The 13,277-nt window shown below is 62.4% G+C and carries 10 protein-coding genes; 5 read left to right on the top strand and 5 right to left on the bottom strand.

Annotation, left to right across the window (positions count from 1 at the left end; all coding sequences use genetic code 11):
- Nucleotides 1–42: 42 nt before the first annotated feature.
- Nucleotides 43–543, bottom strand: a complete 501-nt coding sequence (locus P3T17_RS13575; protein WP_074264787.1) for a hypothetical protein — start codon at nt 541–543, stop codon at nt 43–45.
- A 390-nt stretch (nt 544–933) separates the two neighbouring features.
- Here P3T17_RS13575 and P3T17_RS13570 point away from each other — a divergent pair, with 390 nt between their 5' ends.
- From P3T17_RS13570 to P3T17_RS13560, 3 genes are all read left to right on the top strand, one after another.
- Nucleotides 934–2,544 (top strand): sensor histidine kinase, encoded by a 1,611-nt coding sequence (locus P3T17_RS13570; RefSeq protein ID WP_429288462.1) that lies wholly within the window; start codon nt 934–936, stop codon nt 2,542–2,544.
- A 144-nt stretch (nt 2,545–2,688) separates the two neighbouring features.
- A complete protein-coding gene (locus P3T17_RS13565; RefSeq protein WP_429407234.1) occupies nt 2,689–3,168 on the top strand; it encodes a response regulator in 480 nt (159 codons plus the stop codon).
- 66 nt (nt 3,169–3,234) lie between these two features.
- Entirely contained in the window at nt 3,235–5,223 is a 1,989-nt protein-coding gene (locus tag P3T17_RS13560; protein ID WP_429407232.1) for a response regulator, read from the top strand.
- 75 nt (nt 5,224–5,298) lie between these two features.
- Here the strand turns inward: P3T17_RS13560 and mscL are convergent, their stop codons facing one another.
- The 4 genes from mscL to mfd form a co-directional block, all read right to left on the bottom strand.
- Nucleotides 5,299–5,757 carry a large conductance mechanosensitive channel protein MscL gene (gene mscL / locus P3T17_RS13555; protein ID WP_074264783.1) on the bottom strand — a complete coding sequence of 153 codons (459 nt, stop codon included), beginning with the start codon at nt 5,755–5,757 and terminating at the stop codon, nt 5,299–5,301.
- Nucleotides 5,758–5,848: 91 nt separating this feature from the next.
- Nucleotides 5,849–6,871, bottom strand: coding sequence for a threonine/serine dehydratase (locus tag P3T17_RS13550; RefSeq protein WP_074264782.1), 1,023 nt, complete (start codon nt 6,869–6,871; stop codon nt 5,849–5,851).
- A 56-nt stretch (nt 6,872–6,927) separates the two neighbouring features.
- A complete protein-coding gene (gene argE, locus P3T17_RS13545) occupies nt 6,928–8,175 on the bottom strand; it encodes an acetylornithine deacetylase (protein ID WP_429407230.1) in 1,248 nt (415 codons plus the stop codon).
- Nucleotides 8,176–8,313: 138 nt separating this feature from the next.
- The gene (gene mfd / locus P3T17_RS13540) at nt 8,314–11,793 is read right to left on the bottom strand and encodes a transcription-repair coupling factor (protein ID WP_429407228.1); all 3,480 of its coding nucleotides are present in this window, start codon (nt 11,791–11,793) and stop codon (nt 8,314–8,316) included.
- 120 nt (nt 11,794–11,913) lie between these two features.
- Between mfd and ispD the strand changes: the two genes are divergently transcribed.
- Both ispD and ispF read left to right on the top strand, forming a co-directional pair.
- Complete coding sequence (gene ispD, locus P3T17_RS13535) at nt 11,914–12,624, top strand: 2-C-methyl-D-erythritol 4-phosphate cytidylyltransferase (RefSeq protein WP_074266091.1); 711 nt, start codon at nt 11,914–11,916, stop codon at nt 12,622–12,624.
- A 33-nt stretch (nt 12,625–12,657) separates the two neighbouring features.
- On the top strand, nt 12,658–13,137 hold the full coding sequence (gene ispF / locus P3T17_RS13530) for a 2-C-methyl-D-erythritol 2,4-cyclodiphosphate synthase (protein WP_074264779.1): 480 nt from the start codon (nt 12,658–12,660) through the stop codon (nt 13,135–13,137).
- The last annotated feature ends 140 nt before the right edge of the window (nt 13,138–13,277 follow it).

Raw genomic sequence — 13,277 nt, 5'->3', positions numbered from 1 at the left:
TGAGCCCGCCGCTTATCGCCGCATAACAGAATCAGAAGAGACTCAGCGCAATGAGCGCGGCGTCGCATCGCCAGCGGCATCCTGGCGCCGTACACCGCGACGTGGACCGCCTACCGCCGCACGGGTGGCGCCGAACTCCGGGAGAATCCGGCCGCGGGCGCGGCTGGCAAATACGAGGAAGCCGAAGCCGTCCGCTTCGTACCAGTAACCACCGTTTTCCAACCCGTCGAGCGGCTGTTCCAGGGCATTGGCGATTGATTCAATGCAACGCCGGCGCAGTTCGGCAGGCGCCGGGTAGGGCGGCTGTGCACCGCGCACGCTGCATAGGAGGACGTCGAGACCTGGCAGCACATGGGCGTACAGCACTGGCTCATCTTGTGCGCGAGCCCGCGCGATCTTGGTGTCGAGCTGGCCGAACGGTTTGAAGTGCCGTAGCACGGCGAGGAACGACTCATCGCCGTCCACCTTCGCGCGCCGACGCTTTTTCGGGAAGGACATAAAAATTCGCCTGAAAAAGAATTGCAAGAAACGCAGCGTCCTCATGCGACCACTCCCGGCTTCGCGCCGCCGCACGTCGATCTTTTATAGCATACGAAAATGCCAGATTCACGGTGATTCGACGATCAGTCTGCCTCACACCCATCCGCACGAATCGTGCCGAATCGCCTTGCCGCGCGCTTTCGCATCCCCAGCATCAGTCTCTAACTTCTGTCTCAATGATAGACGCAGGTGCCCTGTAAGGGAGAGCCTCGCCATTAAAAAAACACATTTTTATGTTGTCCAGCGCTTCCAGGGCGGCAGATTGAAATATCTCGGGTTCGCGTCGATAATGACCCGGTTCCGCTACGGCGGTTCGGCGGCCTGCGCCGCTTGGGGGCAAAGCGCAGCCCGCCGCCTGGACCGTGCGGCGTCCGGATAGACTACCAGGCGCACATGAAACTATTTACCAAGGGTCTCCTGCTGATCGCGATGCCGAGCGTCGTCGAGCTGGCATTGCTCGGCGTCGTCTTCGAGACGCAACAGCGGGCGGCGCAGGCCGCGCTGTGGGTCGCCAATAGCAAGCAGATCCTGTATCAGTCGTCTTCGCTCATCGACCCGCTGCTGCGTCAGGCCGCGCGGGTTCGCACGGGTATGGTGGTGGGCGACCCCACGTTCGTCGACCGTCATGTGGCATGGGTCGATCTGGGTGACCGGCTGACCCATCTCGAACAACTGGTCGTCGACACACCGCAGCAGGCCACGCGCGTGCAGCAGATGCGCGCTACCGTCGATGCTTACCGGGCCCAGGCCGAGACCATCGCCAAGGGCCTGCGTGAGGGTCGCAGCATGAGCGCATTCACCGCGCTCGAAGCCGGTGAGGTGCCGACCCAGGTGGCGCTGTTTCGCGACCAGCTCGATGCTTTCGTCGCGGAAGAGTCGCGCCTCGATGCCGAGCGCAGCGCTTCGCTCGCCCAGACCAAGGCTCGCCAGCAATATGCGCTGATCGCGGCCGTGCTCGGCTCCATGCTGATCTGGGGTTTCACCGCGCTGGTATTCGCCCGCAGTATCGGCCGCCGTCTCGAGGTGCTGAGCGGGAACGCCGAGCGCCTCGGCCATGGCCGGCCATTGAGTGCACCTCTTTCAGGCAACGACGAGATCGCCGCGCTCGACGCCGTACTGCACCAGACCGGCGCACGGTTGCGCGCGGCCGAGCAGTCCCAGACCGTCCTGAAGGCAAAGCTCGAGGCGCGTGCCAAGGAACTCGCAGGGGTCAACGAGGAGTTGCGCCAGGAGACCCAGGACAACGAGATGTTCATCTACAGCGTCTCGCACGACTTGCGCTCGCCGCTCGTGAACCTGCAGGGCTTTTCCAAGGAGCTGCAGGTTTCCTGCGACGAACTGCGCGCCACGATCGACGCGGCGCAGTTGCCGAAAGCCGAAGAACGCCGCCTCACCGATGTCCTCGATGGCGACGTGCGCGAATCGCTGCAGTTTTTGCGGACCGCCGTGACGCGGGCAGCCGCGATCATCGAGGCGTTGCTGCGGATCTCGCGGGCCGGACGCCTCGAATATCAGTGGCAGCGCGTGAGTATCGGGCGGGTGGTGGCGCACGTGGTCGACGGATTAGCCGGCACGATCGAAGCGCGCGGCGTTTCCGTCACCGTGCGCGAGTTGCCGCCGGCGTGGGGCGACCCGGGCGCGATCGAGCAGATCTTCAGCAATCTGATCGGCAATGCGCTCAACTTTCTCGATCCGGACCGCATGGGCCGTATCGAGGTGGGCGCGTGCGAGCCGGATCCTGTGGACGAGAGCGAGCCGCCTGTCTTGCGCACGCGAACTTACTATGTGCGCGACAATGGGCTTGGCATTCCGGCGGCTTATATGTCCAAAGTGTTTCGTGCCTTTCAGCGGCTGCACGGCGAAGTGGCGAAAGGCGACGGCATTGGACTTGCACTGGTGCGGCGCATGGCCGAGCGGCACGGCGGACGCGTCTGGGTGGAATCGGCAGAAGGCGCGGGGTCGACGTTTTTCGTCGTGCTGCCCGAGCAGCCGGCCCGGCTGTAAAGCGGGCGTCGAATCGCAGCAAGTCATGCAGCAAGGCGGTTCTCGTGTGCAGCCCTTGGGCCGCCCCGCGGATCGCTTAAATTGAAAAGTATGAAACACGAATAAACTGATCACGCACCGGCGATTCGCAGGCACGGAGGCAGGATGAAACATGGGGAAACGGTCAGCATCGTCCTGATCGAAGACGACGACGGCCACGCTACGCTCGTCGAGCGCAATTTGCGCCGGGCCGGCATCTCGAACGGTTTTCTGCGGTTTTCCGATGGGCAGCAGGCGCTCGATTATTTTTTCGGCGATCCGCCCAGTGGGGTCGTAGCCGGCAAATATCCGCCGCGCCAGGATCTGATGAACTTCGTCGTGCTGCTCGATCTGAAGATGCCGCGGGTGGACGGCTTCGAGGTGCTGCGCCGTCTGAAGGACTCTCCGTCCACGGCTGCGGTGCCGGTGATCGTCCTGACCACGACCGACGATCCGCGTGAAATCGAGCGCTGCTATGAACTTGGCTGCAATGTGTACATCACGAAGCCGGTCGAATATGACGCATTCATCGAGGCGGTGCGCCGCCTCGGCTTCTTCCTGCAGGTGGTGAAGCTGCCGCCGGGCCAGCGTTTAATGGCATCCTGAGGGACCTATCGTTACGGTACAGGCCTCAAATCCGCCAGCGTAAATCCAGCCATAGAAAGAACCAGCATGACCGAAGACGTATCCTCGCCACCCGCGGATTATGTGCTTGTCGTCGATGACGACGAAGGCATCTTGCGTCTTGCACGCAAGTCGCTGCAGCGGGCCGGTTGTCGCGTGGCGCTCTGTTCGGACGTCGAAAGTGCCCGCGAGCGGATCGCGGCCGGCGAGCCGGACCTGCTCGTACTCGACTATCAGCTCAACGGGCCGGAGACTGGCCTCGACTTCTTCCGCCGGCTGCGCGCCGAAGGCGTGCGCAGTCCTGCCATCCTCGTTACCGGGTTCACGGACGAATCGCGCGTGATCGAAGCGTTGCGCGCCGGCGTCTCGGACGTGGTGCCGAAATCCGGCGACTACCTCGACTATCTGCCGGAAGCTGTGGAGCGGGCGCTCTCACAGGTCCGACTACAGCGGGCTTCGGCCGAAGCAGTGCTGCTGCGCGACCGCGAGCAGCATTACCGTACCTTGTCGGAAGCGCTGCCGCATCTCGTGCTGACCTGCGACGCCAATGGCGATTGCGATTTTCTGTCGAAGCAGTGGTTCGAATACACGGGTCTCGACGAAAGCCATTCGCACGGCCTCGCGTGGCTCGAAGCCGTTCATGCCGACGATCGCGAGGAAATCCGCCAGAGCTGGCTGAAAACGGTCAGGAGCGGGGCCGAGGACTATCGCCATGAGCTGCGCATTCGCGGCCATGACGGCGCATACCGCTGGTTCGACGCGCGTATCGTTGCGATGCGCGATTCCGACGGCGTGGTCACCAAGTGGTTTGGCAGTTGTACGGACATTCATTCGCAGCGCGAAGCGATTGAGGAGCATGAACGGCTGCTGGCTTCCGAGCAGGCTGCGCGGCACGCCGCCGAAGAAGCCAATCGTGCGAAAGACCGCTTTCTGGCAATGCTCTCGCACGAGTTGCGTACGCCACTCACGCCGGTGCTGGCGGGCTCGCGGGTCCTCGAAATGATACCGGACCTGCCGGACCAGGCGCGCTCGTGCGTGCTGATGATCCGCCGCAACGTCGAACTCGAAGCGCGCCTCATCGACGATCTGCTCGATCTCACGCGGGTGGCGAACGGCAAGCTGCGTCTCTCGCTGGAGACCGTGAACGTGCATGAAGTGATCGACAGCGTGCTTGAACTGTTTCGCAGCGAGATTCAGGTCAAGCAGCAGGACGTGCATGTCGACAAGGCCGCGCAGCACCACTACGTGCTTGCTGACCGCGCGCGATTGCAGCAGATGCTCTGGAACCTGATCCGCAACGCCGCCAAATTCACACCGGACGGCGGTCATATCTATGTGCGCACGCGCGACGAGCGGATGCACCTGCAGATCTCGATCGAGGATACGGGGATCGGCATTGAACCCGAGCAAATCGGCAAGCTCTTCAACGCGTTCGAACAGGGCAACCAGAACATGACCCGCCAGTTCGGCGGTCTGGGATTAGGTCTCGCTATCACCAAGGCGCTGACCGATGTGCACGGCGGCACGGTCACGGCACAGAGTCCCGGAGCGCACTGCGGCGCGACCTTCACGATTACCTTGCCGACGGCCGCGAAGCCTGTTGAAGAAGCGGTCGTCCCGGCACCCGCTGCGACCTACCCAGGTGGCGTCATGACGATCCTGCTGATCGAGGATCATGTGGACACCGCCGAGGTGATGGCGCAGCTGATTCGCAGCCTCGGTCATGAGGTGACGGTGGTGGGCCGCGTGGCCGACGCGCTGGCGGCCACGCAGTCGGTGACGTTCGATCTGATTGTGAGCGACGTCGGATTGCCGGACGGCACCGGCCTCGATTTCATCAAGGCGTTTCGCGAACATTCGGACGTGCCGGCGATTGCCTTGACCGGCTTCGGCACCGACGAGGATGTTCGTCGCTGCCTGGGCGCCGGTTTCACATCGCATCTGACCAAGCCTGTGAATTTCGGTCAGCTCGAACAGTTGATCGAGAGCGCGGCGAATGTGAAGGCCGAAAAAACCGCGGCCTCCGATTCCACGTAGTGCGAAGTTTTGGCGAATGACTGCACGTAATTTCGCACTAACCGCGCGCTTACCTACGTCTTGCCTATGCCTTACCTACGCCTGGGGCAGGCGCGGCGAATTTTTCAGTGAATCGCGGATTTCACGCAGCAGCAGCACGTCTTCCGGCGTCGGAGCGGGCGGCGGCGCTTCGGCAGGGGCCGGCTTGCGCAGGTTGTTGATGAACTTCACCATCAGGAAAATGATAAAGGCGAGGATGATGAAGTTGATCAGCACGGTGATGAACGAGCCATAGCCGAATACGGCCACACCCGCTGTTTGCAGGTCTTTATACGACTCGGGGCTGCCCTTGAAGCTTGCCGGAATCTCGCCCAGGCGGATGAACTTGTTGGAAAAATCGAGGCCGCCGGTGGCGAGTCCGACGACCGGCATGATCAGGTCTTTGACAATTGAATTAACAATGGTGGAAAACGCGCCGCCGATAATCACACCGACTGCAAGATCCATCACGTTGCCTTTGAGGGCAAATTCCTTGAACTCCTTGACCATGCTCATTGGGATTTCCTCCTTGAAGTCGATGGCGCCATGATAGCCAACGTGGGGAGGATAGGGTAGTGCTTTTGAGGATGCGCCTGCGCTACGGAAACTATGACTCAAGCGCGTGAGCCCGCTCGACGTGCGCTGCAAAACTGACCGTATCGATGTTGGCCCCGCATAGCAGCACCCCAACGCGTTTGCCCTGCAACGTCTCGCGCAGCGGACCGAGCAGGGCCGCTGTAGCCGCCGCGCAGGCGGGTTCGACGGCGAGTTTGAGTTGCGTGAACAGCGTCAGCATGGCCGAGCGCAACTGGTTGTCTGTGACCGTGACGAGGCGGTCGATATGGCGTCTGCACAGTTCGTAGCTGTATTGCTCGGTGTGCGGTGCCATCAGCGAATCCGCAATGCTGTACATGTGGCCCATCTTGATCGTATGGTTGGCCGCGAAGCTCTTGCTCATCGCATCGGAACCGTCCGGTTCGACCCCGAACACATGGATGCGCGGATTCGCCAGCCGTAATGCCGTCGACACACCCGCCGCGAGGCCGCCGCCGCCGATCGGTACGATCACGGCGTCCAGATCCGGCGTTTGCGTGGCCCATTCGTAGCCCAGTGTCGAGGTACCGAGCACCGTGCGGTAACCGTTGAACGGATGCACGAAATAGCGGCCTTCCTCGGCTTCGACGCGGCGCACGATCTCGAACGCTTCGGCGCCGTTCTCCGCCAGCACCATCTCTGCGCCGAACTGCCGGCACAGCGCGACGCGCGCCGGGTTGGCGGAACGAAACAGCACGACCTTGGCGCTGATGCCGAGGCGCATCGCCGCATAGGCGACCGCGACCGCATGATTGCCGCCCGATACGCAAGTCACTCCGGCACTGCGTTGCGCTTCGTCGAGCGCGAGCAGATGGGTGAACGCACCGCGTGTCTTGAAGCTGCCGCCCGCCTGCAGCAGTTCGAACTTGAAGTTCACCATCGTGCCTTCCAGCGATGGCAAATCGAGCTTGTCGAACACCGGCGTGCGCGCGACCCACGGCGTCAACGCAAAATGCTGCGAGGCGATGTCGTCGAGCGTCGGGATCGGCTCGCCGTCGATCGTATGGTCGGTGTGCTGAGGCGTAGCGGTGGACATGGCGTGGGGTGAAGTCGTCCGTTCTTAGTCTTTGGAGTCGCGCGGCCTGCTTCAGTTCAAGTCAGAGCCTCCACCGACATGCTGTGAATGAACTTTGCGAGGAAGCGTTCGCAATCCACCAGCTGTTCCAGTGCCACGAACTCGTTGGCCTTGTGCGCCTGCTGGATGTCGCCGGGGCCGCATACGATGGCCGGAATGCCCGCCAGCGAGAACAGTCCCGCTTCGGTGCCGTAAGCGACCTTGCGTTTGTCCTGGTCCCCGGTCAACGCGCGTACCAGTTCAGTGATCGCTGCCTGCTCCGACGAGTCGAGGCCAGGGGCAGCCGCGATCTTCGAGATCTCGATGGCTGCGGACGGATGTTCGCGCAACATCTTCGGCAACAGCGTTTCGCGTGCGTACTGATCGATGCGCGCGAAAATCGACTGCGGATCGAGCGTAGGCAGATTGCGGAATTCGAACTGAAAGCGGCATTCCGCAGGCACGGTGTTGATCGCGTTGCCGCCTACGATGGTGCTCGTCTGCGCGGTGCTGAAGGGCACGTCGAACAGTTCGTCGAACGGGCCTTGCTCGCGAAACTGATCGGCCATATCGCGGATGTAGCAGATCAGCCGTGCAGCGTATTCGATTGCGTTCAGTCCCTTCGGTGTCAGCGACGAATGCGCCGCCTGTCCCCGCACGCAGCACTGGTACGTGTTGATGCCTTTGTGCGCGATGATCGGGCGCATGCTGGTCGGCTCGCCGACGATGCAGCCGTCCGGTTTGATGCCGCGTTTCATCAGGTCTGCGATCAATAGCGGCGCGCCGACGCAGCCGACTTCCTCGTCGAACGAGAGCGCGAAGTGAATCGGCTTGGCGAGTTTCGTACGCTGCATTTCGGGCACGAGCGTGAGCGCGGCGCCGATGAAGCCTTTCATGTCGCAGGTGCCGCGGCCGTAGAGTTTGGCGTCGCGCACTTCCGGTTTGAACGGATCGCTGTCCCATTGTTGACCGTCGACCGGCACCACGTCCGTGTGACCCGATAGCACGATGCCGCCATTGGTCTCGCCGTCATGTGCGGGGATCGTGGCGAACAGATTGGCCCATTTGCCGCTGGGGTCGTGCGTGAGCGTGCTTTCGACGCCGGCTGCGCGCAATTCGTCGCGCACGGTTTCGATCAGGCCGAGATTCGGATTGCGGCTGACCGTATCCATTGATACGAGGCGCGTGATCCAGGGAAGCGAAGCAGGGGACGTGGAAGACGAGGCGGCGGGTGTGGACGATGCGGCTGTGTGCGCGGAAGGCGCTGATTCAGCGACGTGGGACATGACGAAGCTCCGACTTTTAAGTCTTTCGATCATACCCAAAAAACGCTGCCCCGGCTCGCGCAATAGCAGGCTGCGGCGCGTCTTGCGCGCCGCAGCATACAAGGCGTAGGTGGGTTGCCTGACCCCGCGGAGCTCGCTTCAGCGTACCGCTGCGGTGGCCGTGCCCCGCGTCGGCGAGCCGAGGGCGCGCAGCGTTTCTTTCACGGTTGCCACTCGCACGGCCAGATCGGGGCTGCGCGTTTCGATGCGCAGTTTGTCCTGACCCGCGAGCTTGATGTGCTTGTGTTTCTGCACCATTTCGATGATCCGCATCGCGTCGATCGGCGGATTTGGGATGAATTGCAGGCCGATGACCGATTCTCCCGCATCGATCTTCGAAATCCCCAGCGGTTTCGCAGCGAGTCGCAAGCGATGCGTTTCCACCAGCGCGTGCGCTTGCGGCGGTAGCTTGCCGAACCGGTCGATCAATTCCTCCTGGATGCCGTCGATCGCGTCGTTATGTTCGCAATTTGCGAGGCGCTTGTAGAGCGACAGACGTTCCTGCACATCGCCGCAATAATCGGCCGGCAGAATTGCAGGCGCGTGAAGATTGATCTCGGTGGTGGCCGCGAGCGGCGCGGTGAGATCGGGTTCCTTGCCTTCCTTGAGTGCCTTCACGGCGTCGTTCAACATGTCCGTATAAAGCTGGAAACCGATCTCCTGAATCTCGCCCGATTGTTTGTCGCCCAGCACTTCGCCCGTGCCGCGAATTTCGAGGTCGTGCATGGCCAGATAGAAACCCGAGCCGAGTTCTTCCATCTGCTGGATGGCTTCGAGACGGCGCTGCGCCTGTTTGGTGAGCCCCTGCGGGTCGTGGACCAGCAGATACGAATACGCCTGGTGATGCGAGCGTCCGACGCGTCCGCGCAACTGGTGCAACTGTGCGAGGCCGAATTTGTCGGAACGGTGAATCAGGATCGTGTTGGCGCTGGGCACGTCGATGCCGGTTTCAATAATGGTCGTACACAGCAGCACGTTGGCGCGCTGGGCGACGAAATCGCGCATCACGCGTTCGAGTTCGCGCTCGTGCATCTGGCCGTGTGCGACTGCGATGCGAGCTTCGGGCACCAGCGCTTCGAGCATCTGCCGGCGGTTCTCGATCGTTTCGACTTCGTTGTGCAGGAAGTAGACCTGGCCGCCGCGCTTCAGCTCGCGCAGCATGGCCTCGCGGATCACGCCATCTTCTTCGCGACGCACGAAGGTCTTGATGGCGAGCCGCTTTTGCGGCGCCGTTGCGATCACGGAGAAGTCACGCAGGCCTTCGAGGGCCATGCCGAGTGTGCGCGGAATCGGCGTGGCGGTGAGCGTCAGTACGTCGACTTCGGCGCGCAACGCTTTCAGGGCCTCTTTCTGACGCACGCCGAAGCGATGCTCCTCGTCGATGATCACCAGACCCAGGCGTTTGAACTGCACATCCGAGGACAGCAGTTTGTGCGTGCCGATGACAATATCGACGCTGCCGTCGTTGATCTGCTGGATCGCTGCGTTGACTTCCTTGGTCGACTTGAAGCGCGACAATTCAGCGATGCGCACTGGCCAGTCGGAGAAACGGTCGGAGAAGGTTTGCGTGTGCTGTTCTGCCAGCAGCGTAGTTGGCGATAGCAGTGCGACCTGTTTGCCGCCCATCACCGCAATGAAGGCCGCGCGCAGCGCGACCTCGGTTTTGCCGAAACCGACGTCGCCGCAGACGAGACGGTCCATCGGCTTGCCGCTCGTCATATCGCCGATCACGGCGGCAATCGCCGCGGCCTGGTCGGGCGTTTCTTCGAAGCCGAAGCTTTCCGCGAATTTCACGTAGTCGCGCGGTTCGAGCGCGAACGCATGACCTTCGCGCGCCGCGCGGCGCGCATACAGGTTGAGCAATTCAGCGGCGGTATCGCGAATCTGCTGGGCGGCGCGGCGCTTGGCTTTTTCCCACTGGCCGGAGCCCAGCGAGTGAAGCGGGGCGCTTTCCGGATCCGCGCCGCTATAGCGCGAGATCACGTGCAGCTGCGCGACCGGCACATAGAGTTTGCTTTCGCCGGCGTATTCGAGGTGCAGGAACTCGGTTTCGCCTTCGCCGAGATCCATCGTCACCAGACCCATATAGCGGCCGATACCGTGCTGCGAATGCACGACCGGGTCGCCCACCTTCAGCTCCGACAGGTCGCGCACCATCGAATCGACGTTGCTCGCCTGTTCCTGGCGGCGCCGTCCGGAGCGGCGTACGAGCGGGCCGTACAACTCGGTTTCCGTGATGACAGCGATGCCTTCGGCCGGCACCGCGAAGCCGGTGGACAGCGGAGCAACGCCGAGCGCGAAGCGCTCGTCGCCGGTTAACCAGTCGTTGAAGCTGTCGCTCGAGGACGGCCGTAGATGATTGTCAGCCAGCAATTGCAGCAGCGTCTCGCGCCGGCCCGCCGATTCCGCGGCGAACAGCACGCGGTTCTGGGTCGTATCGAGGTAGCTGCGCAATGCCGCGACCGGATCGTCCGCGTGGCGGTCGATCGCGAGATCCGGCAGCGGCGTGGACCAGCCGCCGCCGGCGCTGGCCGGCAGCACAAGACGCGCGAACGGTTTGGCGAACGTGAAGAAGTCCGCGTCCGAGAGGAACAGGCGCTGCGGTTCGAGAATCGGCCGGTCGCGGTCGTGCGACAGGAAGCTGTGACGCTGCTTGGTGTCGTTGGTAAAACGCTTGATGGCCGCTTCCAGATCGCCGACGAATGCGAGTTGCGCGCCCGCCGGCAGATAGTGGAACAGCGTGGCGGTCTCTTCGAAGAAGAGCGGCAGGTAGTATTCGATGCCCGCGGACGGTACGCCATTGCCGATGTCTTTATAGATCGAGGCGCGGCTCGGGTCGCCCTCGAAGACCTCGCGCCAACGGCTGCGGAAGGCGGTGCGGGCGGCTTCGTCGAAGGGGAATTCGCGGCCGGGCAGCAGGCGCACGTCTTTCACCGGATAGAGGCTGCGCTGCGTGTCGGGGTCGAACGCGCGGATCGAGTCGACCTGGTCGTCGAACAGATCGATCCGGTACGGCAGCGGCGAGCCCATCGGAAACAGGTCGAGCAGCGAACCGCGCACGCAGTACTCGCCGGGGCGCACAACCTGGCTGACGTGCTCGTAGCCTGCCAGCGTCAACTGGGCCTTCAGCTTGGCCTCGTCGAGACGCTCGCCTTGCGAGAACGAGAACGTGTAGCCCGCCATGAACGAGGCGGGCGGCATGCGGTACAGGGCCGTGGTGGCGGGCACCAGCAGGATGTCGCAGCGGCCTTCGCCGAGGTCGTGGAGCGTGGCGAGACGCTCGGAGACGAGATCCTGGTGCGGCGAGAAGGTATCGTAAGGCAGCGTTTCCCAGTCGGGCAGGAGGCGCACACGCGCCTCAGGAGCGAAGAAAGCGATTTCTTGCGTGAGGCGCTGGGCGTCGACGGCGCTCGAGCAGACGACGGCGAGCAGCGGCACCTGTTCGCGATAGGCGAGGTGATAGCGGGCGATCAGCAGGGCATCGGATGAGCCGTGCGTACCGTCGAAGGCGAAACGCTGGCCGGCCTTGACGAGCGCGACGGGCGAGGAGTACTGCGATGATGCGGCAATGTCTGGCATAGAGGAGAAGGCGGCCGGTGGGTCACACGTGAGCGGCAAGTTTACGCGTGTCATGGCGTGGATGCGAAGGACCTATTATAAAATCCGTCCTTTACTTTGACTTTCGCGGCGTCCGCACCAGTGACTTCACGTCTTTTTGCTCTGATTCCGTGCGCAGGCACCGGCAGCCGGTCCGGCGCCGCGATGCCCAAACAATATCGCACTGTAGCTGGTCGCGACCTGTTGCATTACTCATTGGCGGCTTTCGACGCCTGCAGCGAGTTCGCGCAGACGCTGGTAGTGATCGCCCCCGAGGACCAGCATTTCGACGCCCGCCGCTTTTCCGGCTTGCGTTTCGCGGTACGGCGCTGCGGCGGCGCTTCACGCCAGGCCTCGGTCCTGAACGGCCTGCACGCGCTGGCCGAGTTCGGAGCGCACGACGACGACTGGGTGCTGGTGCACGATGCGGCACGCCCGGGCATCACGGCTCTCCTGATCCGCACGCTGGTTAATGCGCTCAAGGACGACGCGGTGGGCGGGATCATGGCACTGCCGGTGGCGGATACGCTCAAGCGGATTGCGCCGGACAGCGGTGGACGGATTGCCCGGACCGAGTCGCGCGACGGCTTGTGGCAGGCGCAGACACCGCAGATGTTCCGCGTGGGGATGTTGCGCGAGGCGATCTTGCGGGCGCAGCAGGACGGACATGATCTGACGGACGAGGCGAGCGCGATTGAGTGGCTGGGCCACGCGCCGCTCCTGGTGCAGGGCAGCTTGCGCAATTTCAAGGTTACGTATCCGGAAGATTTCGATCTGGCCGAGGCGATTTTGAGCCGGCCTGCGGCTTCCTGAAGAGTTTCATCGTTGATAACCGGACTTCGAGCTATGGATTTGAGAATTGGACAGGGGTATGACGTGCACGCGCTCGTACCGGGGCGGCCGCTCATTATTGGCGGCGTGACGGTGCCTTATGACCGCGGGTTGCTGGGGCATTCGGATGCGGATGTGTTGTTGCATGCTATTACGGATGCTTTGTTTGGCGCAGCCGCGTTGGGGGATATTGGGCGGCATTTCTCCGATACTGATGCGAAGTTTTCCGGTGCGGATTCGCGTGTGCTGTTGAGGGAATGTGCCGCGCGGATTGCTCAGGCTGGGTTCTCTATTGGGAATGTGGATAGTACGGTTATTGCTCAGGCGCCCAAGCTTGCGCCTCATATCGAGGCTATGCGGGTTAATATTGCTGAGGATTTGAAGCTGGCGCTTGATCGGGTTAATGTCAAGGCTAAGACTAATGAGAAGCTTGGGTATCTGGGCAGGGCTGAGGGGATTGAGGCTCAGGCTGTGGTTTTGTTAATTAAGGGGTGAGTGGGGGTTTTTGCCTGCGGGGCGGCGGTGTTGGCCTTTCCTTGAGAACCTGTCCGCATTTTTGTGTGCGAGGCGAGTTATAAAACGTTATCCACGCGCCATGGTGAAGCGTTCACCAAACAGGATAGCAAACTGGTTCA

This window comes from Paraburkholderia sp. GAS82 (genome assembly GCF_050436285.1).
Classification (GTDB): Bacteria; Pseudomonadota; Gammaproteobacteria; order Burkholderiales; family Burkholderiaceae; genus Paraburkholderia; species Paraburkholderia phenazinium_B.
Note: the sequence above shows the minus strand (reverse complement) of the source record. Positions and strands in the feature narration are given on the sequence as shown.